At 72.8% G+C, this 26968-nt stretch carries 26 protein-coding genes; 7 read left to right on the top strand and 19 right to left on the bottom strand.

Features of this window, described 5'->3' with window-relative positions:
* The first annotated feature begins 221 nt into the window (after positions 1 to 221).
* Positions 222 to 998, top strand: a complete 777-nt coding sequence (locus ACFZP7_RS19770) for a peptidoglycan-binding protein (RefSeq protein WP_385635028.1) — start codon at positions 222 to 224, stop codon at positions 996 to 998.
* Complete coding sequence (locus ACFZP7_RS19765) at positions 995 to 1870, top strand: DUF2690 domain-containing protein (protein WP_385635026.1); 876 nt, start codon at positions 995 to 997, stop codon at positions 1868 to 1870. Before ACFZP7_RS19770 ends, ACFZP7_RS19765 begins: the two co-directional genes overlap by 4 nt.
* Here ACFZP7_RS19765 and ACFZP7_RS19760 read toward each other — a convergent pair.
* The 4 genes from ACFZP7_RS19760 to ACFZP7_RS19745 all read right to left on the bottom strand — a co-directional run bounded on the left by ACFZP7_RS19760 (position 1859) and on the right by ACFZP7_RS19745 (position 6544).
* Positions 1859 to 2716 carry an arylamine N-acetyltransferase gene (locus ACFZP7_RS19760; RefSeq protein WP_086878436.1) on the bottom strand — a complete coding sequence of 286 codons (858 nt, stop codon included), beginning with the start codon at positions 2714 to 2716 and terminating at the stop codon, positions 1859 to 1861. The two genes, ACFZP7_RS19765 and ACFZP7_RS19760, sit on opposite strands and share 12 nt — an antisense overlap.
* A 61-nt stretch (positions 2717 to 2777) precedes the next feature.
* On the bottom strand, positions 2778 to 4004 hold the full coding sequence (locus ACFZP7_RS19755) for a PLP-dependent aminotransferase family protein (RefSeq protein ID WP_019328527.1): 1227 nt from the start codon (positions 4002 to 4004) through the stop codon (positions 2778 to 2780).
* A 77-nt stretch (positions 4005 to 4081) separates the two neighbouring features.
* Positions 4082 to 4984: an SAM-dependent methyltransferase gene (locus tag ACFZP7_RS19750; RefSeq protein WP_019328528.1), complete on the bottom strand. Its 903-nt coding sequence runs from the start codon at positions 4982 to 4984 to the stop codon at positions 4082 to 4084.
* A gap of 90 nt (positions 4985 to 5074) precedes the next feature.
* A complete protein-coding gene (locus ACFZP7_RS19745) occupies positions 5075 to 6544 on the bottom strand; it encodes a helix-turn-helix domain-containing protein (protein WP_385635024.1) in 1470 nt (489 codons plus the stop codon).
* Positions 6545 to 6765: 221 nt separating this feature from the next.
* Between ACFZP7_RS19745 and ACFZP7_RS19740 the strand changes: the two genes are divergently transcribed.
* Complete coding sequence (locus ACFZP7_RS19740; protein ID WP_125770064.1) at positions 6766 to 7524, top strand: DUF4232 domain-containing protein; 759 nt, start codon at positions 6766 to 6768, stop codon at positions 7522 to 7524.
* Positions 7525 to 7570: 46 nt separating this feature from the next.
* Here the strand turns inward: ACFZP7_RS19740 and hemB are convergent, their stop codons facing one another.
* A complete protein-coding gene (gene hemB / locus ACFZP7_RS19735; protein ID WP_019328531.1) occupies positions 7571 to 8563 on the bottom strand; it encodes a porphobilinogen synthase in 993 nt (330 codons plus the stop codon).
* Positions 8564 to 8678: 115 nt separating this feature from the next.
* Between hemB and ACFZP7_RS19730 the strand changes: the two genes are divergently transcribed.
* Positions 8679 to 9137, top strand: a complete 459-nt coding sequence (locus ACFZP7_RS19730) for a MarR family winged helix-turn-helix transcriptional regulator (protein ID WP_019328532.1) — start codon at positions 8679 to 8681, stop codon at positions 9135 to 9137.
* Here ACFZP7_RS19730 and ACFZP7_RS19725 read toward each other — a convergent pair.
* From ACFZP7_RS19725 to ACFZP7_RS19700, 6 genes are all read right to left on the bottom strand, one after another.
* Positions 9134 to 10066 carry a nitroreductase/quinone reductase family protein gene (locus ACFZP7_RS19725; RefSeq protein WP_385635021.1) on the bottom strand — a complete coding sequence of 311 codons (933 nt, stop codon included), beginning with the start codon at positions 10064 to 10066 and terminating at the stop codon, positions 9134 to 9136. The two genes, ACFZP7_RS19730 and ACFZP7_RS19725, sit on opposite strands and share 4 nt — an antisense overlap.
* Positions 10067 to 10362: 296 nt before the next feature.
* Entirely contained in the window at positions 10363 to 12060 is a 1698-nt protein-coding gene (locus ACFZP7_RS19720) for a uroporphyrinogen-III synthase (protein WP_385635019.1), read from the bottom strand.
* On the bottom strand, positions 12057 to 13016 hold the full coding sequence (gene hemC, locus ACFZP7_RS19715) for a hydroxymethylbilane synthase (protein ID WP_019328535.1): 960 nt from the start codon (positions 13014 to 13016) through the stop codon (positions 12057 to 12059). Before hemC ends, ACFZP7_RS19720 begins: the two co-directional genes overlap by 4 nt.
* Positions 13013 to 14737, bottom strand: a complete 1725-nt coding sequence (locus tag ACFZP7_RS19710; RefSeq protein WP_385635017.1) for a glutamyl-tRNA reductase — start codon at positions 14735 to 14737, stop codon at positions 13013 to 13015. The genes hemC and ACFZP7_RS19710 overlap by 4 nt, the downstream gene beginning before the upstream one ends.
* Entirely contained in the window at positions 14734 to 15501 is a 768-nt protein-coding gene (locus tag ACFZP7_RS19705; RefSeq protein WP_029394005.1) for a redox-sensing transcriptional repressor Rex, read from the bottom strand. Before ACFZP7_RS19705 ends, ACFZP7_RS19710 begins: the two co-directional genes overlap by 4 nt.
* 274 nt (positions 15502 to 15775) lie before the next feature.
* Complete coding sequence (locus tag ACFZP7_RS19700) at positions 15776 to 16126, bottom strand: glutaredoxin family protein (protein WP_031019425.1); 351 nt, start codon at positions 16124 to 16126, stop codon at positions 15776 to 15778.
* Positions 16127 to 16231: 105 nt separating this feature from the next.
* Here ACFZP7_RS19700 and ACFZP7_RS19695 point away from each other — a divergent pair, with 105 nt between their 5' ends.
* From ACFZP7_RS19695 to ACFZP7_RS19685, 3 genes are all read left to right on the top strand, one after another.
* Positions 16232 to 17161 (top strand): HAD family phosphatase, encoded by a 930-nt coding sequence (locus ACFZP7_RS19695; RefSeq protein WP_078855250.1) that lies wholly within the window; start codon positions 16232 to 16234, stop codon positions 17159 to 17161.
* A 358-nt stretch (positions 17162 to 17519) separates the two neighbouring features.
* Positions 17520 to 18311 carry an ECF subfamily RNA polymerase sigma factor, BldN family gene (locus ACFZP7_RS19690; RefSeq protein ID WP_029394007.1) on the top strand — a complete coding sequence of 264 codons (792 nt, stop codon included), beginning with the start codon at positions 17520 to 17522 and terminating at the stop codon, positions 18309 to 18311.
* 245 nt (positions 18312 to 18556) lie between these two features.
* Positions 18557 to 19798, top strand: coding sequence for a DUF5667 domain-containing protein (locus ACFZP7_RS19685; protein WP_385635015.1), 1242 nt, complete (start codon positions 18557 to 18559; stop codon positions 19796 to 19798).
* A 69-nt stretch (positions 19799 to 19867) separates the two neighbouring features.
* Here the strand turns inward: ACFZP7_RS19685 and ACFZP7_RS19680 are convergent, their stop codons facing one another.
* The 8 genes from ACFZP7_RS19680 to ACFZP7_RS19645 all read right to left on the bottom strand — a co-directional run bounded on the left by ACFZP7_RS19680 (position 19868) and on the right by ACFZP7_RS19645 (position 26938).
* On the bottom strand, positions 19868 to 20956 hold the full coding sequence (locus ACFZP7_RS19680; protein ID WP_385635013.1) for a lysophospholipid acyltransferase family protein: 1089 nt from the start codon (positions 20954 to 20956) through the stop codon (positions 19868 to 19870).
* A 14-nt stretch (positions 20957 to 20970) separates the two neighbouring features.
* Positions 20971 to 22032 (bottom strand): NAD-dependent epimerase/dehydratase family protein, encoded by a 1062-nt coding sequence (locus tag ACFZP7_RS19675; RefSeq protein ID WP_031019430.1) that lies wholly within the window; start codon positions 22030 to 22032, stop codon positions 20971 to 20973.
* 209 nt (positions 22033 to 22241) lie between these two features.
* A complete protein-coding gene (locus tag ACFZP7_RS19670) occupies positions 22242 to 22340 on the bottom strand; it encodes a 30S ribosomal protein bS22 (RefSeq protein ID WP_003948845.1) in 99 nt (32 codons plus the stop codon).
* Positions 22341 to 22448: 108 nt separating this feature from the next.
* A complete protein-coding gene (locus ACFZP7_RS19665; protein WP_004984898.1) occupies positions 22449 to 22661 on the bottom strand; it encodes a helix-turn-helix domain-containing protein in 213 nt (70 codons plus the stop codon).
* Between the two features lie 129 nt (positions 22662 to 22790).
* The gene (locus tag ACFZP7_RS19660; protein WP_385635011.1) at positions 22791 to 23606 is read right to left on the bottom strand and encodes a phosphatase; all 816 of its coding nucleotides are present in this window, start codon (positions 23604 to 23606) and stop codon (positions 22791 to 22793) included.
* A gap of 200 nt (positions 23607 to 23806) precedes the next feature.
* Positions 23807 to 24979 carry an acetoin utilization protein AcuC gene (locus ACFZP7_RS19655; protein WP_029394009.1) on the bottom strand — a complete coding sequence of 391 codons (1173 nt, stop codon included), beginning with the start codon at positions 24977 to 24979 and terminating at the stop codon, positions 23807 to 23809.
* A complete protein-coding gene (locus ACFZP7_RS19650; RefSeq protein ID WP_385635009.1) occupies positions 24930 to 26195 on the bottom strand; it encodes an MFS transporter in 1266 nt (421 codons plus the stop codon). The genes ACFZP7_RS19655 and ACFZP7_RS19650 overlap by 50 nt, the downstream gene beginning before the upstream one ends.
* 23 nt (positions 26196 to 26218) lie before the next feature.
* Positions 26219 to 26938 carry a VC0807 family protein gene (locus tag ACFZP7_RS19645; RefSeq protein ID WP_385635007.1) on the bottom strand — a complete coding sequence of 240 codons (720 nt, stop codon included), beginning with the start codon at positions 26936 to 26938 and terminating at the stop codon, positions 26219 to 26221.
* Positions 26939 to 26968 lie beyond the last annotated feature (30 nt).

Below are 26968 nucleotides of genomic sequence, written 5' to 3'. Positions count from 1 at the left end.
CTCCACGGCTGCCGCCGAACTGACGCCGACACGGGACGTCCCACGCGCTGACCTGCGGGGACGCCGGCCGAAGCGTCGGATGCGCGGGACGGCCCGGCGGGCGGTGGCCGATTCCCACGGGTGCGGGAACCGCTTCCGGGTGTGCCGCGTGGTCGCTGATGCAGAATGAGGCCGGGGGAACGGGGACCTGGACCGGCGAGCCCGAACGCGAGTGGGGGAACATGTCGCGTTGGAAAGAGCTGCCCGCGGAACTGCACCCGCACGTCCATCAGTTGGTGGTGCGATTACGCAGGCTCAAGGACCACGGCGAACTGAGCATGCGGCACCTGTCCGCCAAGACCGGGTACAGCGCGAAGTCCTGGGAGCGCTACCTCAACGGCCGTTCGCTGCCGCCCCGGGAGGCCGTCGAGGCGATCGCCCGGGTCGCCGGTGAGGAGCCGACCCGGCTGCTGGCCCTGCACGAGGTGGCCTCGGAGCACTGGGGGAGGGCGCGCGCGACCGCGCCCGCCGAGCCGGAGGCGACGCCCGGGGAACCGCCCCGCGGACGCTCGCGGCGCGCCGTGGCCGTGGCGGCGGCGGTGGCCCTGGTGCTGGCCGGCTCCGCGGCCGTCCTGCTGGCGGTACGGCTCACCGACGGACCCGACGACGGCGGTCACGGCGGCGCGGCCGCGGCCACGGCGTCCTCGCCCGCCGCACCGGCGGCCCGGTCGTCACCGGCGACGTACACCTGCCGGGTGGAGCGGAGCGACGGGCTCTGGTACGCGGGCAACAGCCGTACGCGGGACGCCATCCTGGCGTACGGGCACGCCGGTCCGGAGGTGGCGGAGGCGCAGTGCCTGCTGGCGCGGGCGGGCATCTCGCCGGGGGAGGTCGACGGGATCTACGGCCCGAACACCCAGCGCGCCGTCAAGCGCGTCCAGCAGCGCCACGGACTGGTCGTCGACGGCATCGTCGGCCCGCACACCTGGAAGGCCCTGCGGAACGCGACCGCGCCATGACCCCGGCGCGTACCCGGATGACCGCCGCGCTGCGGGAGTTGAGGTCCCGTACGGGGCTGAGCCTGGCGGCGCTGGCGGAGCGCACGGCGTACAGCAAGTCGTCCTGGGAGCGGTACCTCAACGGCAAGACGCTGCCCCCGCGCCGGGCGGTGCAGGACCTGTGCCGGCTCGCCCGGGAGCCCGACGGGCGGGTGCTGGCGCTGTGGGAGATGGCGGAGGCGGAGTGGAGCGGCCGCGCGGCACGGCCCGCGCCCCCGTCCGCACCGGCATCGGCACCGACACAGGCATCGGCATCGGCATCGGAACCGGGGGTAGCGCCGCCGCCGGCCGGTTCCCGGGGACGGTCCCGTCCCCGGGCCGGGGGACGGCTCCTGGTGGTCCTCGCGGCCGTGGGCGTCGTGGCCGTGACCGGCGGCGCCGCGGCGCTCCTGCTCCCCCGCCCCGACGCCGAGCCCCGTGCGGCCTCCGCCCCCGCCGGCCCGCGCTGCCACGGCGGCGCCTGTGAGGGCCAGGACCCGATGCACATGCTGTGCGGAGGGGGACCGGACACGCTCACCGCCCACCGCACCACGACCGGGGCCAGGGTGGAGCTGCGCCACAGCGGCAAGTGCGGCGCCGGCTGGGCCCGGATGTGGGGGACGCGCGTCGGCGACCGGCTGGAGGTGACGGCGGGCGGCCCGACCCGCCGGGCGCGCGTCGAGGACGAGGTCGACACGGAGTCGTACGTCTACACCTCCATGACCGCGGCCCGTTCCGGTGCCGTCCTGCGGGCCTGTTTCCGGCCCGCGGCGGCCGCCGACGGCCGACGGGAGTGCTTCGAGGGCCGGGTGGGCGGGACCGAAGCCACCACCCGGCCTCCCTCACCCCGGTAGCGTCAGCCCCTCGGGCACGTCGAGCCCGAGGTCCGCGGACAGCACCCGGCGGACCTCCGCCTCGTCCGCGAGCTTGCGCTCGGTGACCGTGCCGTCGTCGCGGGTCTCGACCACGCGGTCGCCGTCGAGCAGCAGGTGCCCGGCCGGGACGAGGCGCTGGGCGTAGAGGCGCCGGGAGAAGGGGGAGCGCGGGTTGGTCGCGACGTGCCAGTTGATCATCTCGTAGTCGGACGGCTCGAAGGGCTCCAGGGTGAAGGCGTACTGCGCGACCCAGCCGCCCTCCGCCCGCTCCCCCCGGTCCTCGTACGACTCCAGCACCCACGTCTCCAGCGGCCCCCGGTGCGGGCCGTGCACCAGCCGGTGCCGGCGCCCGGCGTCGTGGAACTCGGTGTCCGCCAGCAGCGGCACCGGCTCCAGCAGGGAGCCGATGGCGCCGAAGCCGACGTCGGCCAGGTGGGGCCGCGGGTCGCCGGGCACCTCGACGAGGAGGGCCATGTGGCTGCGGGGCCGGTCCTCGAACCGGTCGGCGCCGACGACGACCCGCGCGGCCAGCCGGGTCACCCGGAAGCCCAGGGCCTCCAGGGCCGCCGCGAACAGCGTGTTGTGCTCGTAGCAGTAGCCGCCGCGCCGGCGGCCGTGGACCAGCTTGGCCATGAGGTCGGCGAGGTCGAGGGAGGGGGCGGTGCCGCCGAGGGGGTCGAGGTTCTCGAACGCGACGGCCCTCAGATGGGCGAGGTGGATGCCGCGGAGGGTGCCGGCGTCCGGCCGCCGTTCCCCGTCCCAGCCGATCCGGCCGAGGTACGCGTCCAGGTCGAAGGGCGTCGTCGCCCGTACGGTCTCAGGCATGGCTTCACCGTACGTGCGGGGACGCCCCGCGTCCTCGGCTCTTGGACCTGGGCCCCCGGACCTACGACCGGTCCGACGCGGCCCGCAGCCCCTCCCCCAGCCGCCGCAGCCCCTCCGCGATCTCGTCCGGCGTCTGCGTGACGAAGCACAGCCGCAGCGTGGCCCGGTCGGGCTCGCCGGCGTGGAAGGGGGCGCCGGGGACGTAGGCCACACGGTGGCGGACCACCTCGGGCAGCAGAGCCGTGGTGTCGTACCCCTCCGGCAGCCGCGCCCACACGAACATGCCGCCCTCGGGACGGGTCCACGCCGACCCCGCCGGGAGGGCGTCCGCGAGGCCGGCCAGCATGGCGTCCCGGCGGGCGCCGTAGGCGGCGGCGACACGGGTGACGTGGGCGTCCAGGTCGCGGTCGGCCAGGTACCGGGCGGCGGCGAGCTGGTTGACGGTCGGGGTGTGCAGGTCGGCGGCCTGCTTGGCGACCGCGCAGGCCCGGCGCAGTTCGGCGGGCGCCCGCAGCCAGCCCAGGCGCAGGCCGGGCGCCATGACCTTGGAGAAAGAGCCCAGCAGCACGGTGCGGTCCCGGGCGCCGTCGTAGGAGGCGATCCACGGCACCCGTTCGCCCTCGAAGCGCAACTCGCCGTACGGGTCGTCCTCGACGATCCACACGCCCCGGCGGCCGGCGATCTCCGCGACGGCGGCCCGGCGGTCGGCGGGCAGGGTGCGGCCGGTGGGGTTGGAGAAGGTGGGGACGGTGTAGAGCAGCTTGGGCCGCTCGCGCACCACCAGTTCCTCCAGGGCCACCGGGTCGATCCCGTGCTCGTCCCCCGGCACCGCCACGACCCGGGCGCCCGCGAAGCCGAAGGCCTGGAGGGCGGCGAGGTAGCAGGGGTCCTCGACGAGGACGGTGTCGCCCGGTTCGATCAGGGCGGTGGCGAGCAGGGACAGCGCCTGCTGGGAGCCGGTGGTGACGAGGAGGTCGTCGGGGTCGGTGTCGAGCCCGCGCGCGGTGGTCCGGGCGGCGAGCGCGGCGCGCAGGGCGGGCTCGCCCTCGGTGGTGGAGTACTGGAGTGCCCGCGCGGGCTCCTCGGTGAGGACCGCCCGGTAGGCGGCGGCGATGCCCTCCGCGTCGAACAGCACCGGGGCCGGCAGCCCGCCCGCGAAGTTGATCACTTCGGGGCGGGCGGTGACGGCGAGGATGTCCCGTACGGGCGAACCGCCGATCGAACGGGTCCGCGCGGCGAGCGGCGGGAGGGGAGCGGCGGGGGCGGTCACGTTCTCGGTCACGGTCATGCCCGCACCCTAGAGAAATACGTGGCGCCTACAAGCGCCTTTCCGCGATCCGGACGTCCACGCGGCGCTCGGCCCGGTCAGCCCTTGGTGCCCAGCCCGCCGTACACGTTGATGTCGGCGTCCGTGACGTCGTTGATGTCCTTGTACCGGACCTTCTCGATGTCCTCCAGGCTCGCCAGGTAGGACTCCTCGGGCTGCTCGGGCACGGGGGCCGCGTGGTCCGGGCGCCAGTGGTGCACCGGAACGACCCCCGGCTCGGCGACGTCCAGCCCGGCCTCGGTGAAGAAGCGCTCGACGTCCTTGTGCGACCGCAGCACGAAGGTGAACCCCCGCTCGGTGTACGTCCGCTGGACCGCGCGGATGTTCTCCGGGTTGAGGTCCTCGGTGAGGTGGCTGAGGACGAGCCGGCTGCCGGCGGGCAGCGCGTCCATCAGCCCGCGGACGATCGGGTACGCCTCCTCGTCCTCGACGAAGTGCAGGATGGCGACGAGGCAGAGCGCGACGGGGCGGCTGAAGTCGAGGGTCGCGGAGGCCAGTTCGAGGATCCGCTCCGGGCTCTTCAGGTCGGCGTCGATGTAGTCCGTACGTCCCTCGGGTCCGCTGGTGAGCAGGGCGCGGGCGTGGGCGAGGACGACCGGGTCGTTGTCGACGTAGACCACCCGGGACTCCGGGGCGATGCGCTGGGCGATCTGGTGCACGTTCTCGGCGGTCGGCAGGCCGGTGCCGATGTCGAGGAACTGGCGGATGCCGTCCTGCCCGGCCAGCGCGGTGACGGCGCGGCGCAGGAAGTCGCGGTTGTGGCGTACGTCGAGGTAGCCGCGCGGGTTGGCGGCGAGCCCGGCGGCGGCCGCGTCGCGGTCGGCGGGGTAGTGGTCCTTGCCGCCGAGGAAGACGTCGTAGACGCGGGCCGGGTGCGCCTTGCTGCTGTCGATCCTCCTTCTCAGCTCCGCGGGGTCCTGGCTGAGGGCGTCACCGGGCATGGGCGTCTCCTGACGAGAGAACCGTTGTGTGGTCAACAACGTAACGTCCCGGGCCAGTTGCCGGTGCCCGACGTCCCCTCCCGCCTTCCCTCAGCCCTCCTCGACCAGCTCCCAGTGGTCGCTGCCGAGCGGGTACGCGTAGTAGGAGTCGTCCTTGGAGGCGCTGGTGCGGAACGGCCGGCCGTGGTCGTCGACCCGCAGGGTGCCCTCCCGGCCGCCGCTCGACCACTCCAGCTCCAGGTACCAGCTCACGTCGTGCTCGCTGGTGTGCGCGTTGACGTGGAACACCTCGAGGTCGGACTCGGTGACCGAGTACGGGAAGTCCCGCTGGCCGCCGATCGGCATCGCCAGGGGGTCGCCCAGGTCGAGGGCGACGTCGAAGGCCGCGACGTCCACCTTGCCGCCGCAGCCGTTGCCCATCACGTACTGGTCCCAGTCCAGCGGCTGCTCGCTGCTCACCACGCGCACGTGCAGGTCCTTCAGGACGACGGTCTCCGGGCCGGTGCCCTGCACGGTGAGCACGACGGTCTGCCGGTTCGCGGAGACCGCGCCGTAGGCGGTGGCCCAGCCGACCGCGTCCTGCTGGGCGGGCGGCTTCAGCACGTTCTTCGGGCTGCGGTCGACCAGGAAGGCGTGGTCGCAGGGGGAGTCCCAGTAGTACGGGGTGGTCGAGACGGTGAACGGCGGGCCGGACGCCGGCGCGGGGCGGCTCGGCGGGACGGCGGTGTCCCGCCGGGAGGCGGACGCGGAGGGCGTACCGCCGGACGGCGACGGCGAGGCGGAGGGCGACGCGGAGGCGCTGCGGCTCGTGGTCGTCGACGGGGTGACGCTCCCGGACGCCGACAGGGAGGGCGGCACGGCCCCGGCGGCCGCGGCCGGGCCCCGGCGCCCGTCCTCACCCGTGCCGGACACGAGGTTCGCCACCAGCGCCACGGCGATGCTGACGGCGACGACACCGGAGGCCGCGTAGAGGGCGGCGCGGGGGACGCGACGACGGGGGGCTTTCGGCACGGACGCGACCGGACCGGACGCGACCGGACCGGACACGGCGGGGCCGGACACGGACGACGCGGGCTCGGGCGACCCGGGCTCGGCGGACACCGGCTCGGGTTCGGCGGACGCGGGCTCGGACGACGCGGGTCCGGCGGCGACCGGAACGCCGGCCTCCACGACGGGAGGGGCGGGCTCCGGAGCGGGAGCGGCCGGCTCCGCGACGGGAGCGGCCGGCTCCGCGGGGCCTTGGGACCGCTCCCGCTCCCCCTCCGGCCGGCCCTCCTCCCCCGCCGCCGCACTCGCGCTCGCGCCCTCGTTCTTCTTCACGCCGCGCAGGGCGTCCGCCCTGATCCAGCGGCGGTGCAGTTCGAGCAGCTCCTCCGGTGTGGCCCGGCACACGCGGGCGAGGCGCTCGACGGGCGCGAACTCGACGGGCACCACCTCCCCGCTGACGTACCGGTGGAGGGTGGACGCGCTCATGTGCAGCCGCTTGCCCAGGGCCCCGTAACTCAGCCCGGACCGATCCTTGAGTTCACCCAGCAGTCCCGCGAAGTCGTCCCCCGCCACCGTCTCTCCCTCTCCCGCATCCCCGTACCGCATCCCTGTACCGCATCCCAGAGGAATGCCGTTCCCGCAGGTCAAAGCCGTTCTGGGCATCCCAGTGTCCCGCATGCCCCGGCATCACTGGCGGCCGGGACGGACCCGGCCACAAGCTGTGGTCATCCAAGCAGCCGCTCCCGGCGAACGGTCGAGCGGCTCACCTCAACTCCACCCGAAGGGGCTTACCCATGTCCACACGCACCGCCCGCCGCACCCGCCTTTTCGCCGCCACCACGGTCGCCCTGGCCGCACTCTCCCTGACGGCGTGCGAGAGCGGCGACGGCTCCGACACGGGCGCCGCGGCCCCGTCCTCCTCCGCTCCGGCCGGCGGGAGCAGCGAGCAGCCGCCCGCCGGCGGGAAGGAGTCGGGCAACGCCACCGAGGCCAACGGCTCGAAGGGCACCAACGGTTCCGCCGGCGCGTCCGGCGCGAAGGATTCCTCCGGAGCGGACTCTTCCGGTTCCGGCTCCTCGGGTTCCTCGGGTTCCTCGGGCTCCGCCGGCAAGTCGACGGGCGGCACCGGCGACGACGACTCGGACCTGCCCGGCAAGTGCTCCGCCGCCGACGTCAAGATCACTGCGACGAAGGTCACCCGCCCCCTCAACCACCTTCTGCTGACCGCCACCAACACCGGCTCGAAGACCTGCATGCTGCCGCCGTACCCGGCGGCGCGCTTCGGCGAGGCCCAGTCGGTGCCGCCGGTCGCGCAGGCGACCAAGCCGCAGTCCCTGACCGGTGTCGAGCCCGGCAAGTCCGGCTACGCCGGAGTGCTGCTGTCCTCGGGCGACGGCAGCGGCGAGAACGGCTACGAGACCGACACCCTCACGATCCCCTTCGAGGACGGCTCCATCGCCACGGTCGCCCTGCCCGCCGGCGGCGTGTACGTCGACACCGCGCTGACGGTCACCTACTGGCAGACCGACATGGACGCCGCCCTCGCCCACTGAAGGGGTGCCCACCCCCCTTGTGCGCGGCACCGGCCGAGGCCGCCGCTCAGCGCAGCGTGCGAGCGGCCTCGGTGGCCCAGTAGGTCAGGATGTTGCGCGCACCGGCCCGCTTGATGCCGGTGAGCGTCTCCAGGATGGCCCGGTCGCGGTCGATCCAGCCCTTCTCGGCGGCGGCCTCGATCATCGAGTACTCGCCGGAGATCTGGTAGGCGGCGACGGGCACGTCCACGGCCTCGGCGACCTTGGCGAGGATGTCGAGGTAGGGGCCGGCCGGCTTGACCATCACCATGTCGGCGCCCTCCTCGAGGTCGAGGGCCAGCTCGCGCAGGGACTCGCGCGCGTTGGCGGCGTCCTGCTGGTAGGTCTTCCGGTCGCCCCGCAGCGAGGACCCGACGGCCTCCCGGAAGGGGCCGTAGAAGGCGGAGGCGTACTTCGCGGTGTAGGCGAGGATCGCGACGTCCTCCCGCCCGATCTGGTCGAGGGCGTCGCGGACGACGCCGATCTGGCCGTCCATCATCCCGCTCGGCCCCACCACATGGGCACCCGCGTCGGCCTGCACCTGCGCCATCTCGGCGTACCGCTCCAGGGTGGCGTCGTTGTCGACCCGCCCCTCGGCGTCGAGCACCCCGCAGTGGCCGTGATCGGTGAACTCGTCGAGGCACAGGTCGGACATGACGAGCAGTTCGTCCCCGACCTCGGCCCGCACGTCCCGCAGCGCGACCTGGAGGATTCCGTCCGGATCGGTGCCCGCCGTCCCGGCGGCGTCCTTCTTCTCCTCCTCCGGCACGCCGAAGAGCATGATCCCGGAGATCCCCGCCTCGACCGCCTCCGCGGCGGCCTTCTTCAGCGTGTCCCGGGTGTGCTGGACGACCCCGGGCATCGCCGCGATCGGCACCGGCTCGCTCACGCCCTCGCGCACGAAGGCCGGGAGGATGAAGTCGGCGGGGTGCAGCCGGGTCTCGGCGACCATCCGACGCATCACGGGGGTGGTCCGCAGCCGCCGGGGCCGGGTGCCGGGGAAGGATCCGTACGTCGTCATACCACCTACGCTACGCCCGCCCCACCCGTGCCTTTGCCGACGCCGAGTCGGCCCGGGACGCCCCCCGGGGGCGACGCTTGACCTCGACCGAGCTTGAGTTTCTACGGTCGAGGCCATGGACTACTCCCACGACGACGCCGAACTGATCCGCCAGCCCATCGGCTACTGGAGCTGGGCGGCGTACAAGGCGGTCGTCACCCGCACCCGCGACGCCCTCGCCGAGATCGGCACGACCCAGCCCCAGTGGTGGACCCTGGCCCAGGTCGCCCGCGCGGACTCCCCGAAGACGCGCGACGAGATCGCCCGCACCCTGCGGAACTACCTGGACACCGGCCCGGAGACCATGGAGGCGGAGATCGACGCGACCGTCGCCCACGGCTGGACCACCCAGACCCCCGACGGCCACCTGCTCCTCACCCCCGAGGGCAGCGCCTTCTTCGAGAAGGCCGCCGCCCTCCAGGACGACCTGTGGACGGAACGCCACGCCGGCATCTCCGACGACGAGTACCTGACCACCATGAAGGTGCTCCAGCGCTTCATCCACAACACCGGCGGCAGGGCCTGGCACCACTAGGGCGTCGGCCGGGGCCTCTGCGGCGGCCACGGCACGTCGGCCAGCAGCGGGAGCAGCGCCTCCTCCTCGTGGTCGAGGTGGGCGTTCAGCTCGGCCGACATCGCCGCCAGCTCCGCGCGGAAGCGGTCCGGGTCGGCGATGTGGACGCCGGCCAGCAGCGCGGCCAGACCGTCCTGGAGCCGGGCCACGGTGCGGTGTTCCTCGGCCAGCCGGTCGAAGACGTCGGACAGGTGGGGGTGGTGCCGGGCGATCCCGGGGAACAGGTGCCCGTCCTCGCTCGTGTGGTGGAACTCCAGCGCCTGGCAGAACGCCAGGCACCGCTGGCGGATCTGCAGCCCCAGCCCCGGTGCCGGCGGCTCGCCGGGCCCGCAGTGCGCGTCCCGCGCGGCGAAGTGCGCCTCCACCTCCGCCCGCACCTGACGCAACTGCCCGCGCAGCCAGGTATGGACCTCCAGCAGCTTGTCGGCGAGGGTGCGGACCTCCCCGGGCCCCGACCACTGCTCGGGCTCGGCCCTCCCCAGCACCACCACCGGCAGCGGCCGCCGGGTCCGGTCCTGGTAGTCGCCGTAACCGGGCACGGCCCGCACGACGTGCACGAACAACTCCTCGCGCCGCGCTCCCTCGGCAGGGACCGCGAGCGCCTCGAAACTCGACGTGCCCACCTCCACCCGGACCACGGGATGGGCGAGCAGGTTGTAGTACCAACCGGGGTGCCGTGGGCCACCGAGGTTGGACCCGACGACGACGAGGGAGTCCCCGTGGCGGACGTATCCGAGCGGCGTGGTCCGCGAGGCCCCCGAACGGGCGCCGGTGGTCGTGAGCAGCAGCAGGTCCCCGCCTTCGAAGGGACCGCCGACCTTCCCCTCGTTGGCGCGGAACTCGTCGATGACGGACTGGTGGAAGGAGAAGGACTGGGAAGACGTGGGCATACGGTTCTGTGTCTCCATGACGGCAGGCCGCGGCGTGCGGCGGTGCCGGAAAGGGCGAGAAGAGGAAGAGAGAGGACGACGACGTGCGGAAGCGCTACGTCGTGTCAGGGCGCGGAGAATCGACTCATCGCGTATCCCTGGGGTCAGGGTGCTCGCCCGATCGCCGGCCGGCCCACTGCTCTTTGACCGGCGCCACGCGGCACCACCCTCATTACACGCAGCCGCCCGGCGGCTGTCAACGCGAAGCGGGGCGCCCCCTTCCGGGAGCGCCCCGCCTCGTCTCACCTCACGTCACCTCACGTGGAGGTCCGCCGCCTCCGCGCCCCCGGACGCCGCTCGCTCGGCCGCGTCACCGGGTCGCCGGCCTCCACGGCCGCCGCGCGCCGGCGGGCGCCGAAGTCGGCCAGGGCCTCCGCCAGCTTGGTGACGGACGGCTCGGGGGACATGACGTCGACCCGCAGCCCGTGCTCCTCGGCCGTCTTGGCGGTCGCCGGACCGATGCAGGCGATCACCGTCACGTTGTGCGGCTTGCCCGCGATGCCCACCAGGTTGCGGACCGTGGACGACGAGGTGAAGAGCACCGCGTCGAAGCCACCGCCCTTGATCGCCTCCCGGGTGGTGGCCGGGGGCGGCGAGGCGCGCACCGTGCGGTAGGCGGTGACGTCGTCGACCTCCCAGCCCAGCTCGATCAGACCGGCGACCAGGGTCTCCGTGGCGATGTCCGCGCGCGGCAGGAAGACGCGGTCGATCGGGTCGAAGACCGGGTCGTAGGGCGGCCAGTCCTCCAGGAGGCCCGCCGCCGACTGCTCCCCGCTCGGGACCAGGTCCGGCTTCACGCCGAAGGCGATGAGCGCCTTGGCGGTCTGCTCGCCGACCGCCGCGACCTTGATGCCCGCGAAGGCACGGGCGTCGAGACCGTACTCCTCGAACTTCTCCCGGACCGCCTTCACCGCGTTGACCGACGTGAAGGCGATCCACTCGTAGCGGCCCGTCACCAGGCCCTTGACCGCCCGCTCCATCTGCTGCGGAGTACGCGGGGGCTCGACGGCGATGGTCGGGACCTCGCTGGGGACGGCCCCGTAGGACCGCAGCTGGTCGGAGAGCGACGCCGCCTGCTCCTTCGTACGCGGCACGAGGACCTTCCAGCCGAACAGCGGCTTGGACTCGAACCACGACAGCTGGTCGCGCCGGGCGGACGAGGAACGCTCGCCGACCACGGCTATCACCGGGCGGCCCCCGTCCGGGGACGGCAGCACCTTCGCCTGCTTCAGCGTCTGGGCGACCGTGCCGAGCGTCGCCGTCCAGGTCCGCTGGCGGGTCGTCGTACCGGCGATCGTCACCGTCAGCGGGGTGTCCGGCTTGCGGCCCGCCGACACCAGCTCACCGGCGGCCGCGGCCACCGAGTCGAGCGTCGTCGAGACCACGACCGTCCCGTCGGAGGCACCCACCTCCGTCCAGCACCGGGCCGACGCCGTACGGGCGTCCACGAACCGCACGTCGGCGCCCTCGGCGTCCCGCAGCGGCACACCGGCGTACGCGGGCACACCGACGGCGTTCGCGATACCGGGGACGACCTCGAAGGGCACCCCGGCCGCGGCGCACGCCAGCATCTCCTCGGCGGCGTACGCGTCGAGCCCGGGGTCCCCGGTCACCGCACGCACGACCCGCCTGCCGCCCCGCGCGGCCTCCATGACAAGATGTGCGGCATCCCGCACAGCGGGGGTGCCGACGGAGGTTGACGCACCGTCAACAACCGTCAGCTGGGGCGCGCCTGTGCCCGGATCCGACGGATCGGCGTCCGTGTGCACTTCCGACACGCCCCGCCTCGCATGCGTGCGTACGACGTCGAGCACCTCGTGCTCGGCGACGAGGACGTCCGCGTGCGCCAGCGCCTCGACGGCGCGCAGAGTCAGCAGTCCCGGATCTCCGGGTCCGGCACCGAGGAAGGTGACGTGCCCTTGTTCCGGACCGGCGGGAAAGGTGGTGGGGCTCAATGTGCTCGCTCCCCCATCAGACCGGCCGCGCCCTGGGCGAGCATCTCGGTGGCGAGTTCGCGACCGAGTGCCATGGCCGCCTCGTGCGTTTCAGGCACGGGACCGGTGGTGGACAGCTGCACCAGCGTCGAGCCGTCGGTCGTGCCGACGACGCCGCGCAGGCGCATTTCCTTGACAGTCTGCCCGTCGGCCAGAAGGTCGGCCAGCGCCCCGACGGGTGCGCTGCAGCCGGCCTCCAGGGCGGCGAGCAGTGACCGCTCGGCCGTTACGGCGGCCCGCGTGAACGGGTCGTCGAGTTCGGCGAGCGCGGCGATCAGGTCCGCGTTGTCCGCGGTGCACTCGATCGCCAGGGCCCCCTGGCCGGGAGCCGGCAGAACCGTGTCGACCGACAGGAAGTCGGTCACCTCGTCGATGCGGCCCACCCGGTTCAGCCCGGCGGCGGCCAGTACGACGGCGTCCAGTTCACCGCTGCGGACGTATCCGATGCGGGTGTCGACGTTGCCCCGGATCGGGACCGTCTCGATCTCCATGCCGTGGGTGCGGGCGTACGCGTTCAGCTGCGCCATGCGGCGCGGCGCGCCCGTTCCTATGCGGGCGCCGCGCGGCAGGTCGGTCAGCTTGCGCGCGTCCCGGGCGACGACCACGTCCCGCGGGTCCTCGCGCTCGGGGATCGCCGCCACCACCAGGCCCTCGTGCTGCGCGGTGGGGAGGTCCTTCAGCGAGTGAACCGCGAAGTCCACCTCACCCCGCAGCAGCGCCTCGCGCAGCGCGGCCACGAACACGCCCGTGCCGCCGATCTGCGCCAGATGCTCGCGCGACACATCGCCGTACGTGGTGATCTCGACCAGCTCAACGGGCCGACCGGTCACCTGGCTCACGGCGTCCGCCACCTGCCCGGACTGGGCCATGGCGAGCTTGCTGCGCCTGGTCCCCAGCCTCAGTGCCTTCTCAGTCATGCCGGCCCTCGGTTCTTCTCAGTGCTGTTCTCGGCGCGGGAGACGGAGGCCACCGTCTCGGGGTCGAGGTCGAACAGGGTGCGCAGCGCGTCCGCGTACCCGGCGCCGCCGGGCTCGGCGGCGAGCTGCTTGACCCGCACCGTCGGCGCGTGCAGCAGCTTGTCGACCACACGCTTGACGGTCTGGGTGATCTCGGCGCGGTGCTTGTCGTCGAGCCCGGGCAGCCGCCCCTCCAGGCGGGCGATCTCGCCGGCCACCACGTCGGCGGCCATGCTGCGCAGCGCCACGACGGTCGGCGTGATGTGCGCGGCCCGCTGGGCGGCGCCGAACGCCGCGACCTCGTCGGCGACGATCCGGCGGACCATGTCGACGTCGGCGGCCATGGGCGCGTCGGCGGAGGCGTCGGCGAGCGACTCGATGTCCACCAGGCGCACCCCGGCCAGCCGGTGCACGGCGGCGTCGACGTCGCGCGGCATCGCGAGGTCGAGCAGGAAGAGCACGGGCTGCGGACGCGGCACCTCGGCGACCGGCTCCGGGCGGCGGCGCTCGGGGATGCGGCCGACCCGCGTCGCCGTCGCGGCGAGCGCGGTGATCAGCTCGGCGTCCGCCTCGGCGCCCGGCCGGCCCGTCTCGCGCGGCCGGTCCACCGTCGTACCGCTCGCGGCCCAGGCCCCGTGCTGCTCCAGCGTCGCCGCGTCCATGCCGGCCACGGCGGCCTCGCCCATGACGGAGAAGCCGGACGGGACGGAGGACAGGTCCAGCGGGCAGTTCTCGTCGGCGCCGGCGCCCTGCAGAGGCGTTTCGGCTGCCTCCGGTACGCCGGTGGGACCCGCGCCCTCCCCGGCGCGTACGCCGGCCGGCTCGGCGGCGGGCACGCCGGTGCGGCCCTCCACCGCCGCCGCCACGGCGTCCGCCGTGAGGACCAGCCCGGTCGCGCCGGTGCAGGAGACGGCCACGTCGGCACGTGTCAGCTCGGCCGGCACCGCGTCCATCGGTACCGCGCGGGCCAGCACGTCCGTGTCGTCGCCCTCGGAGAGGATCTGGGCGAGCCGCTCGGCCCGCTCGAAGGTCCGGTTGGCGACCACGATCTCGGCGACCCCGGACCGCGCCAGCGTCGCGGCGGCCAGCGAGGACATCGAACCGGCGCCGATGACCAGGGCCTTCTTCCCCTCGGCCCACGTCCGCACGTCGGCGCCCGCGGCCAGCTGCTCCAGGCCGAAGGTGACCAGGGACTGCCCGGCGCGGTCGATGCCGGTCTCCGAGTGGGCCCGCTTGCCGACCCGGAGCGCCTGCTGGAACAGGTCGTTCAGCAGCCGTCCGGCGGTGTGCAGGTCCTGCGCGCGGGCCAGGGCGTCCTTGATCTGGCCGAGGATCTGGCCCTCGCCCACCACCATCGAGTCCAGCCCGCAGGCCACCGAGAAGAGGTGGTGGACGGCCCGGTCCTCGTAGTGCACATAAAGATAAGGAGTGAGTTCCTCCAGGCCGACCCCGCTGTGCTGGGCGAGCAGCGTGGACAGCTCGGCGACACCGGCGTGGAACTTGTCCACGTCGGCGTAGAGCTCGATGCGGTTGCAGGTGGCCAGCACCGCGGCCTCGGCGGCCGGTTCGGCGGCGACCGTGTCCTGGACCAGCTTGAGCTGCGCGTCCGCGTTCAGGGAGGCCCGCTCCAGCACGCTGACCGGCGCGCTGCGGTGGCTCAGTCCGACGACGAGGAGGCTCATGCCGGCATCACGGCGGGCACGTCCCCGTCGGGTCCCTGGTCGGTGGAGGGCTGCTGCTTGCGGGCGGCGGGCGGCACGACGCCCGCGTCGGCCACGGCCTCCTCGCCGGCCTTGCGCTGCTCGTGGAAGGCGAGGATCTGCAGCTCGATGGAGAGGTCGACCTTGCGCACGTCGACGCCCTCGGGGACGTTCAGCACCGTCGGCGCGAAGTTCAGGATGGAGGTGACACCGGCGGCCACGAGCCGGTCGCAGACCTGCTGGGCGGCGCCGGCGGGGGTCGCGATCACACCGATGGAGACACCGTCGTCCTGGATGATCTTCTCCAGTTCGTCGGTGTGCTGCACCGGGATGCCCGCGACGGGCTTCCCGGCCATCGACGGGTCGGCGTCGATCAGCGCGGCGACCCGGAAACCGCGGGAGGCGAAACCGCCGTAGTTGGCGAGCGCGGCGCCGAGGTTACCGATACCGACGATCACGACCGGCCAGTCCTGGGTGAGCCCCAGTTCGCGGGAGATCTGGTAGACGAGATACTCGACGTCGTAGCCGACGCCCCGGGTCCCGTAGGAGCCGAGGTAGGAGAAGTCCTTGCGCAGCTTCGCGGAGTTGACTCCCGCCGCCGCGGCCAGCTCCTCGGAGGAGACCGTGGGCACCGAGCGCTCGGAGAGCGCGGTCAGCGCGCGGAGGTACAGCGGAAGCCTGGCGACGGTGGCCTCGGGAATCCCTCGGCTGCGGGTCGCCGGTCGGTGTGTTCGGCCAGTTGCCACGGTGCTCCTGCGGGTAGAGCGGGGCTGTAGGCGGTCATACGTCCCTACATGACCGCCCCGTCGAATGCAGGCTATGTCTTTGTGAACGCGTGCACAAAGATGGTGTCCGATTTGCCCGGCCAACGTGACCGGGCTCACGCGTGCCCGGCGCACGAACCGGGAACCGGCGCATACGCGCACGCGTTCCTCTCCCATCGGGGGCAAAGCCGCACACGCTCCTCACGATCAACGCCCCCGAGACCAAGTCACCATCGATCCTAAGCGACCATCCGGACTACTTGTACTGGTCGGTCAGTGCCTTGCGGAGCCGTTCCTCGTTCACACGCCAGAAGGTGTGCTGCCTGCCGTCGACCAGGACGACCGGGATCTGCTCCCAGTACGCGTCGTGGAGCCGTTGGTCCTGGGTGATGTCCTTCTCCTCCCAGGGGACACCGAGGTCGCCGCACACCTTCTCGACGACGAGCTGTGCGTCATCACACAGATGACAGCCGGGTTTGCGGATGAGGGTGACGAGATGGTTCTCGGAGTGCTCGGGGGACTGAGCGGGCTGCGGGGCCCCAGGCGTCTGCGGGGCCTGCGGGCGCGGCGCGGGCTTGCGGCGGAAGAGGGGACTCATGCCCGCCATTCTCGCCCGCCCGGCCACCCGTTCGACGCCGCGGTCACCCAGAGTTCACAGCCTCCGAACCTCTCGGCTCCGAAGCCCCCGAACAAACTGGCTATGCTCACGGACATGGCCGCTCTTCGATGGCTCACTCCCCGGAGGCGCTCCGCCACGGCGCGGAGCGTGTTGGCAGGCGAGGCCTCGGCGGAGGCAGCCCGCAAATCCGCGCAGTCGGCGCAGGAGGCCGCCCCCGACACGGGCACGGAACCCGAGTTCCCGGTCCACGGCGACGAGCGGGCGGCCGCCTTCTTCGACCTGGACAACACCGTGATGCAGGGCGCCGCGATCTTCCACTTCGGGCGGGGCCTGTACAAGCGGAAGTTCTTCGAGACCCGCGACCTCGCCCGGTTCGCCTGGCAGCAGGCGTGGTTCCGGCTCGCCGGGTTCGAGGACCCGGAGCACATGCAGGACGCCCGCGACTCGGCGCTGTCCATCGTCAAGGGCCACCGCGTCTCCGAGCTGAGGTCCATCGGCGAGGAGATCTACGACGAGTACATGGCCGAGCGGATCTGGCCGGGCACCCGCGCCCTCGCCCAGGCCCACCTGGACGCCGGACAGAAGGTCTGGCTGGTCACCGCGGCCCCGGTGGAGATCGCCCAGGTGATCGCCCGCCGCCTGGGCCTGACCGGCGCGCTGGGCACGGTGGCCGAGTCCGTCGGCGGCGTCTACACGGGCAAGCTCGTCGGCGAGCCCCTGCACGGCCCCGCGAAGGCGGAGGCGGTGCGCGCCCTGGCGGCGGCGGAGGGCCTGGACCTGTCCCGCTGCGCGGCCTACAGCGACTCCCACAACGACATCCCGATGCTGTCCCTGGTCGGCCACCCGTACGCCATCAACCCGGACTCCAAGCTGCGCAAGCACGCCCGGGAGCTGGAGTGGCGCCTGCGGGACTACCGCACCGGGCGCAAGGCGGCCAAAGTCGGCATCCCGGCGGCCGCGGGCGTCGGCGCCGTGGCCGGCGGCACCGCGGCGGCCATCGCGCTGCACCGCCGCCGGCGCTGACGGCGCTGACGGCGTCGGCCGCCGTTCGTCGTCCGTCGACCGGCGCCGGGTCGACCCCCAATCGATGTGACGTACCCCCGGGACGCCCCCTCCAGTCCCCCTTCCTCACATCGACCACAACACGCTCTGTAGCAACACGGAATTCGAACCGTTCCGGTCATCAACCGATCACTCTGTCGCATCTGATCGAGCGTCAATCGGGCACGGAAGCGACGTAATCGATGATTTGAGCAACTGGGCGTAGCAGTCCCTGCACGAAGCGTTATTCTCCTCAGACGCATTCCGGCACCCCACCTTCGCTACGACGGGTGAATGGTTCCGTACTGCACGTGATGGAAGCTCTGCCTCTGGGAGTCCCGTGTACCCACACGTCGGGGTTGACGCCTCGGGCCTGGCTACGCTGCGCGCAACGGTCAAAACAGCCCAAGAGCTGTTGCGCGGCTTCGTCCCCACCGCGTACGCCGTCCCCGCCCTCGCCACGGCCACCGCCCCCGCAGGCCCGTGCTACGCACTGGCCGACTCGGGCGCCGCCGTCGGCAGACGCGCTCGGTCGTCCTCGTCCGGAGCCGCCGCCACCCACCGGCGCCCCGCCGCGGACAGCGACAGCGCCCGCATGATGGACCTGGTCGAGCGCGCCCAGGCCGGCGAGGCCGAAGCCTTCGGGCGGCTGTACGACCAGTACAGCGACACCGTGTACCGCTACATCTACTACCGCGTCGGCGGCAAGGCGACCGCCGAGGACCTCACCAGCGAGACCTTTCTGCGGGCCCTCAGGCGCATCGGCACCTTCACCTGGCAGGGCCGCGACTTCGGCGCCTGGCTGGTGACCATCGCCCGCAACCTGGTCGCCGACCACTTCAAGTCCAGCCGCTTCCGGCTGGAGGTCACCACCGGCGAGATGCTCGACGCCAACGAGGTCGAACGCTCCCCCGAGGACTCCGTCCTCGAGTCGCTCTCCAACGCCGCCCTGCTGGAGGCCGTGCGGCGGCTCAACCCGCAGCAGCAGGAGTGCGTGACCCTGCGCTTCCTGCAAGGACTCTCGGTCGCCGAGACCGCCCGCGTCATGGGCAAGAACGAAGGCGCCATCAAGACGCTCCAGTACCGGGCCGTGCGCACCCTCGCCCGGCTCCTCCCGGACGACGCGCGCTGAGAACACCCGGCGACGTTCACCCTTCGCGTACCCCAAGTCACCCTCGGTGAAAGTCTGTTGAGACAGCGGTCCGATCATCCACCGTCCGTAACCCAAGTGCCGCGCCGCTCGTTGTGCGGGATGCAGGCTCCCTGTGGTCACACTCCGGCCTACTCCGATCACACGATCGAGTGGTTCCGATCAGGGTGTGCAACCCTCAGGACCCCCTGGGGAGTCGACCGTCATGACGAGAGGAGGTGCCGCCAGTGATCGCGAACGTATCGGCACACCGGCGGGCGAACGCCTTCGCCCAGGCTCTGGAGGAGCAGTCCGATCCCGGGGCGGCGGCCGAGCAGTCCGGAGGACCGGCAGCCGCCGGGCCCGCCGGGGAACCGACCGAGCAGGGTCGCCTGTTGACCCTCGCCACCGGCCTGGAGACACTGCCCCGGCCCGAGCTTGATCCCGAGGTCAAGGTCGTCCAGCGGGCCCAGTTGGTGGCCGCGTTCGAGGCCATGCTCCAGGAGGGCACCGCGGGCGGGGCGGCGGACCCCGCGGTACCCGAGCAGCGCCGGGCGCGCGGCACTCACCGGGCGGCCCCGCTGAGCAGGTTCCGGCCGCGCTCGCGCCTGGCCAAGGGTCTCACCGCGGGCGGGCTGAGCGTGAGCGTGGCAGCCGGGGCCTTCGGCGGCGTCGCCGCCGCCAGTTCGGACGCCCTGCCCGGCGATTCGCTCTACGGCCTCAAGCGCGGCATAGAGGACTTCCGCCTCGGCCTCGCCGACGGGGACGACGAGCGCGGCCGGGCCTACCTCGACCTGGCGTCCACCCGGCTCAGCGAGGCGCGCCGGCTGATGGAGCGCGGTCGCAGCGGCCCGCTGGACCACGAGTCCCTCACCGAGATCCGCCGCGCCCTGTCCGGCATGCGTCACGACGCGTCCGAGGGCCACCGCCTGCTCAGCGCCGTCTACGCCCGCGACCCCGACTCGATCGCCCCCATGCAGGCGCTCTCCGCCTTCTCCCGCTCCCACCGGGAGAGCTGGGGAGCACTGCGCGACCGGCTGCCCGTGCAGCTCGGGGACGTCAGCGAGCAGGTGTCGTCGGTGTTCGACGCCATAGAGGACGACGTGGCGCCGCTGCAGTCCCTGCTGCCGACGCCGCCGGACCAGGAGACCGGCGGCACGGAGGACAGCCGCCCGGGCAGCTCCGAGTCCGCGACCAGGGACACCCCCGGCTCCGGGCACTCGTCGGCGCCCAGCACCGGCGACGGCGGCACCTCCGAGCGCGGACGCACGGACAGCGGCCGGCCCAGCGAGTCGACCGACACCGGCCAGGAGAACGACGGACTGCTCGGCGGCGGCACCGGCGGCCTGCTCGACCCGCCCAAGGACAGCAGCCCCGCCTCCCCGTCCACGGGCGGCAACACCCCGCCCGCGGAGCCGGACGTCACCCTCCCGCCCCTCCTCCCCGGCCTCCTGCCCGGCCTGGGCATCGAGGCGGACGACGCGGAGTGACCGAGCGGGGGCGCCCCGACACGAAGGGGCGCCCCCGCCGTCACTCAGGTCGACACCCCGGTCGTCACCTCAGAAGAACACCGACCGCCGCTGCACCAGCAGCTTGTAGAGCGTGTGCTGGATCTGCTCCCGCACCTGGTCGGTGAGGTTGAACATCAGCATCGGGTCCTCCGCCGCCTCCGGCGGATAACCGTCCGTCGGAATCGGCTCACCGAACTGGATCGTCCACTTCGTCGGCAGCGGCACCGCGCCCAACGGCCCCAGCCACGGGAAGGTCGGCGTCAGCGGGAAGTACGGGAAACCCAGCAACCGCGCCAGCGTCTTCGCGTTGCCGATCATCGGGTAGATCTCCTCCGCGCCCACGATCGAGCACGGAACGATGGGCGCCCCCTGCCGCAGCGCCGTCGACACGAAGCCGCCCCGCCCGAAGCGCTGCAGCTTGTAGCGCTCGCTGAACGGCTTGCCGATGCCCTTGAACCCTTCCGGCATCACCCCGACCAGCTCGCCCTGGGCCAGCAGCCGCTCCGCGTCCTCGGCGCAGGCCAGCGTGTGACCCAGCTTGCGGGCCAGCTCATTGACGACCGGCAGCACGAACACCAGATCCGCGGCCAGCAGCCGCAGATGCCGGTCGGCCGGGTGATGGTCGTGCACGGCGACCTGCATCATCAGGCCGTCCAGCGGCAGCGTCCCGGAGTGGTTGGCGACGATCAGCGCCCCGCCCTCGGCGGGGATGTTCTCCACGCCCTTCACCTCGACCCGGAAGTACTTCTCGTACACCGGCCGCAGCAGGGACATCAGCACCTGATCGGTCAGTTCCGCGTCATAGCCGAAGTCGTCGACCTCGTAGTCACCGGTGAGGCGGCGGCGCAGGAAGGCCAGCCCACCCGCGATACGCCGCTCCAGCCCTCCGTCCGCACCCGCGCCCGCGTCCGCGTCCTCGGAGGAGTGCGGCGCGGTCGCCCGCCGCGTCGCGGCGTCGTCGTCCTCGGCGGCGCCCCGCACCGGCAGCGGCTGCACCTCCCGTACCGGCACGGACTCCGCCGAGCCCGTGCGCCGGCTCCCCGTACCCCGGCGCCGGGCCGGGCGCTGAGCCGCGTTCCCGCTGCCGCTGCCCCGCGACCGGTCGTCGTCGAACGGAATGACCTTGGCGTCCGCCATCGTTGCTGCGCTCCTCAGTTGGCGCTCTGCGTCGGGAGGTGGCCGCTGCCCCGCAGGGACAGCTCCGCGATCCGGTCCACGGCCCCCGCGAGGGCCTCGGGCGGCAGCAGGCCCGCACCGCGGCCGCGCGCGAAGTCCGCGAACGCCGCGGCCGTCGAGTACTTCGGCCGGAAACCCAGGGTCTCGCGCATCTGTGTGGTGTCCACCACCCGCCCGTGGGTGAGCAGCCGGATCTGCTCGGGGGAGAAGTCCGTCATCCCCAGCGTACGCACGAGCGACCCCGCCCAGGTGACCGCCGGCAGCAGCAGCGGCACGGTGGGGCGGCCCAGCCGGCGCGAGCACTGCGACAGCGTCAGGACACCGTCGCCGGCGATGTTGAAGGTGCCGCTGTTCAGCGTGCCCCGCCGCGGCTCGTGCGAGGAGATCCGCAGCACCTCGATCACGTCGTCCTCGTGGACGAACTGCAGCCGCGGGTCGTAACCGAACACCGTCGGCAGGACCGGCAGCCCGAAGTACGAGGCAAGCGGTGTGTCCGCGGCCGGACCCAGGATGTTGGCGAACCGCAGCACGGTCACCGCGACGTCGGGACGGCGCCGGGCGAAGCCCCGCACATACCCCTCGACCTCGACCGCGTCCTTGGCGAAGCCGCCGCTGGGCAGCGACTTGGGCGCGGTGGTCTCGGTGCAGACGGCCGGGTCGCGCGGCGCGGACCCGTAGACGTTCGTACTGGACTTCACCACGAGCCGCTGCACCGCCGGCGACTTCTGGCAGGCACCGAGCAGCTGCATCGTGCCGATGACGTTGGTCTCCTTGACCGACGTGCGGCTGCCGCTGCCCAGCGGGGTGCCCGTGACGTCCAGGTGGACGACGGTGTCGGCCCCCGTCTCGGCGAGGATGCGCCCGATCGCCGACTGCCGGATGTCGGCCTGGACGAACTCCGCGCCGCCCAGATGGTGCTCCGGCGCGACGGCGTCCACGCCGACGACCCGGTCCACGTCGGGGTCACGCTGGATGCGCCGGACGAACCGGCCGCCCAGCTGGCGGGCCACTCCGGTCACGAGCACGACCTTGCCCAAGATCAGCGCCTTCCTTCCGCCCTACTGCGTACCCTGCCGCCTTCCCCGCCCGCGGGCCAACTTAGCCGGTCGGTGTTGCGCCGTGATGACCGTCGGACGCGGTACGTGACGAGATTTCGTGGGTCACGACCCGTCCGGGCTCCGGAAACGGCTGTGGCCCCCACCGGATGCGGTGGGGGCCACAGACCACGCTGACGGCGCAGCGTCGCTTACTTCTTGTTGCGACGCTGAACGCGCGTGCGCTTGAGCAGCTTGCGGTGCTTCTTCTTGGCCATCCGCTTGCGCCGCTTCTTGATAACAGAGCCCACGACTACCCTCGCTCACTTCTCATCACTCGGTTGTTGGGCGCCATGGGCCCACACGACCTACGAGGGGCCAGCCTACCCGCCCGAGCGCTGAGGTCGTAATCGAGGTCGTCAGGCCGTTTCCACCCCCACGTAACTCTCGCGGAGGTACTCGTGAACCGCTTGCTCCGGAACGCGGAACGACCGCCCCACCCGGATCGCGGGCAGATGACCACTGTGCACCAGCCGGTACACGGTCATCTTGGACACGCGCATCACCGAGGCGACCTCCGCCACGGTAAGGAACTGAACCTCGTTCAGAGGCCTTTCGCCAGCTGCAGCCATGACACACCTGAACCTTCCGCACTCGACGGCCACCGGCTTCCCCTTCCGGTGACTCTTCGTCGCTGCGTGCTCACTCCCCAATGTAGGGGCGGGTGATGCGAATGGGGAAGAGTTGCACCCATCGCTTCCCTACCATGACAGACACGCCCGATTGAGTACGTAGCGGGTAAGCGGCCGGTAGTACTCGGACCGCACGGCGTCATCAAGTGGAACGGCCACGGACACCGTCCCCTCCGCCTCCCCCACGAAGAGCGCGGGATCGTCCGTATCGGCCGGCCCGATCGCCTCGAACCCCAGCTGACCTGCACCGCAGACCCAACCGTGGTCCCCGATCACCAGCTCGGGAAGCGGCCCGCCGGCCTCGGCGGCGGCCGCCAGCGCGGTACGAACCGGGAGCGGTGAATGCGTGTGTGCGCCCGGCTCACCACCGGCGCGCCCGGAGTCGGCTTCCCGCACCAACGCGACTCCCCGGACGTAGTCGAGGTTGTACGTGCGTAGACCGAACCGGGTCGTTATGTCGACACGGCGACCCTGCGCGGGGGTGAGGACAGCACATCCCGCCGCCGACAACGCCTCGGCCAAGGCGACGTAGAAACCGAGCAGCCGGTGCGGGTGCCCGGTGCCCAGGAGCACCGGTCCGCGACGCTGAGCGACGGCCGCGAGCCGGTCGGCGAACGCGTCCAGCGCCGCCAGCGTCCGGTCCGGGTCGATCACGTCCTGGCCCGCGGTCCGCCGCGGATCGGCCGAGACCCCGCACCTCTCCGCCATCAGCGCGAGCAGCTCACGCGGGCCCCAGTCCCGCTCCGGATCGATCCCGATCAGCACCCGCGGGTCCCGCGCCGCGAACAACCGGTAACTCCGCAGACTCACCTCCCGGGAGGTCGCCACGACCCCGGCAAGACGAACGTCCAGAAGATGAGCCCGAAGAGCTCGACGGGTCAGCACAGCCCCGATGCTGCCGCTTCCGCCGGCTCCCGACCCCGGAAACGCACCAATCCCCCCACGGTCGGCGTAACGTTCCTACACCGCCGTGGCCGCGGGCGCCGTCGTGCCTCCCCCAGCGCCGGGCTGCGACACCCATCCCGGCCGGCGCCAACCCCGGTCGACACCCCTCCCCGCCGGCACCCGCGCCGGGCGCCCTCACCTCACGCCAGCAACCCCCGCAGCGGAAACACCGCCCGCCGAGCCGCCACCACCGCCTGGTCCAACCGGTCCGCAGGGTCGTACCCCGCCTCCCACGAGGCCCACGACACCGGCCACCGCCCGTCGGTCATCCGCATCGGCCCCAACTGCCGCGTCCGCGCGAAGACCTCCTGCCGCCACCCCTCCGGAATCACCGTCTCGGGCTCCACCGCCCGACCCGCCGCGATCCCCACCAGATGCGTCCACGACCGCGGCACCACGTCCACCACGGCGTAACCGCCACCGCCCAGCGCCACCCACCGCCCCCCGGCGTGCTCGTGCGCCAGCTCGTGGCACGCCACCTGCACCGCCCGCTGGGCGTCCAACGACACCGCCAGATGCGCCAGCGGGTCCTCGAAGTGCGTGTCCGCCCCGTGCTGGGTCACCAGCACCTGCGGCCGGAAGTCCGCGATCACCTCCGGCACCACCGCGTGGAACGCCCGCAACCACCCCGCGTCCCCGGTCCCCGCGGGCAGCGCGACGTTCACCGCCGTCCCCTCGGCGCACTCCGCCCCGGTCTCCTCCGGCCACCCGGTCTGCGGGAACAGCGTCCGGGGGTGCTCGTGCAGGGACACCGTCAGCACCCGCGGGTCCTCCCAGAACGCCGCCTGCACCCCGTCCCCGTGGTGCACGTCCACATCGACGTACGCCACCCGCTCCGCGCCCAGCTCCAGCAGCCGCGCGATGGCCAGCGCCGCGTCGTTGTACACGCAGAACCCGGACGCCGCCCCCGGCATCGCGTGATGCAGCCCGCCCGCGAAGTTCACCGCGTGCAGCGCGTCCCCGCGCCACACCGCCTCCGCCGCGCCCACCGACTGCCCCGCGATCAACGCGGACACCTCGTGCATCCCCGCGAAGGCCGGGTCGTCGACCGTCCCGAGCCCGTACGACAGGTCCGCCCTCCCCGGCTCCACCGACGCCGCCTTCACCGCGTCGATGTAGTCCTGCCGGTGCACGAGCCGCAGCGTCGACTCCCCGGCCGCCCGCGCCGCGACGACCTCCACCTCCCGGTCGAGCCCCAGGGCACCGACCAGACTTCGCGTCAGGGCGAGCCGGACCGGATCCATCGGATGCTCCGGACCGAAGTCATAGCCCGTTACTGCCTCGTCCCACATCAGCTGTGCGCGGCCGCTCATGCCCGCCACCGTATCGGTCCGGTCGAGCCTCGAACGACCGGGCGTACACGACCGTCACCAGCACCAACACCATCGGCACGAGCATCGCCCCGCGATAGCTCCAGGCGTCCCCGAGCGCCCCCACCAACGGCGAACCGATCAGGAAACCGACGTAGTTGAACACATTGAGCCGCGCCACCGCCGCGTCCGACGCCCCCGGACGGCCGTCCCTCTCCTCGGCCAGCCGCCCCGCCGCGGCGAAGGTCTGCGGCACCAGCACGCACAACCCCAGCCCCAGCAGCGTGAACCCGAGCATCCCCACCCACGCCCCCGGCGCCCCCGCCACCACCGCGAACCCACCCGCGGCGACGACGGCCCCGCCCCGGACCACCGCCACGGCCCCGAACCGCCGCACCCCGAAGTCCCCGACGGCCCGCCCCACCAGCGTGGTCACCATGTACACGTTGTACGGCACGGTGGCGAGCTGCTCCGAACTCCCCAGGACGTCCTGGAGGTACTTGGCGCTCCAGTTGGACACGGTCGAGTCCCCGATGTACGCGAACGTCATCACGAGACACAGCGGCAACAGCACCTTGAACCCGACGCCCGCCCCCGGCGCCCCGCCCGCCCGCTCGGCCCCGCCCCCGCCGTCCCCGGCAGCACCGTCCCCGGCGGCACTCTCCCCGTCGACGTACCACCTGCTCCCCACCAGCGCGGCCGGCACCAGCACCACCACGACCGGCAGGTACGACACCCACAACGCCAGGTCCCAGTGCGCCCCCGCCCAGGCCAGCGAGGCCCCCAGAATCCCGCCTAGGCTGTACGCGGCGTGGAAGCCGAGCATGATGCTGCGCCGGTACGCCCGCTGCAGACTCACCCCGAGCATGTTCATCGACGCGTCCAGCGCCCCCACGGCGAGCCCGAAGACACCGAGCGCCACGGCCAGCACCGCCATCCGGTCCCCCGCCCCGACCCCGAGCAGCGCCAGCAGCACCACGGGCTGCGACCAGCGCAGCAGCCGACTCGGCCGCACCCGCCGTACCAGGCGCTCGGTCACGACACTGCCGATCCCCGCCAGGATCGGCACGGCGGCCAGGAAGACCGGCAGCAGCGCGTCGGAGACCCCGTACCGGTCCTGAACGGCCGGGATGCGCGTCACCAGCAGAGCGAAGGCGACGCCCTGGGCGAAGAAGCCGAACGCCAACGAGACCCTGCCGCGCCGCAGCACATCAGTCATGGCGGCGAGCGTAGAGCTCCCGTCTACCGGTGGGTAGATCCAGCCAGAGATGAATTCTGCTCAGCTTTCCCGGGCTCCGCGCCCCGGACCTCGCCGGCGATCATGCGTGCCATCGGGACGGCTCCCAGGGCACCGCTGACGACGAACGCCACCCCCATCGTGAGGGCCATGACGACCGTTCCCAGCCAGACCATCGTGTCCACCGGCACGGTGTACGCCCCGACGGCCCGCACCGCGCACTCCCCGACGAACGCCACGCCCCACACCCCGGTGAACATCAGCTCCGCCCGCCGGAACGCCGGGGACTCCCGCCGCAGCCTCGTCCAGGCCGCCTCCCGCCCGACGTCGCCCTTGGTGAGCCACGGCTTGAGCGTGGCCGTCATCATCGGCCTCCGCAACAGCACGGAGACCAGCAGCACGATCCCGACGACGCTGCTGATCGCACTGTCCTTGACCAGCAGCAGCCGGGCGTCACCCGTCTCGAAGCCGAGGAGCACCCCGACCAGATTCACCAGGAGGATGAGCAACGGGAGCCCGTTCACCTCGCGCTCCCGCAGCAGCCCCCACCCCGTCCGGAGCACGGGCACGACACCGCTCCAGGCGAGCGCCGCCACGGCACTCGTCCCGAACGCGTCCTTCAGCAGGTAGTACGACCCGATGGGCACTCCCACGTCCAGGAGGAGCGATACCGAGGTACGGCCCTTGCCGCCCTGCCGCTGCCCATGTCCCGTGTACGTCGTCATGCCCTCAGCCTGGCGGCCGGGAGGGCACCC

The organism is Streptomyces sp. SudanB5_2050, assembly GCF_964272335.1.
GTDB lineage: Bacteria > Actinomycetota > Actinomycetes > Streptomycetales > Streptomycetaceae > Streptomyces > Streptomyces rochei.
The sequence above is the reverse complement of the archived record's forward strand: the minus strand, read 5'-3'. Positions and strand labels throughout refer to the sequence as shown.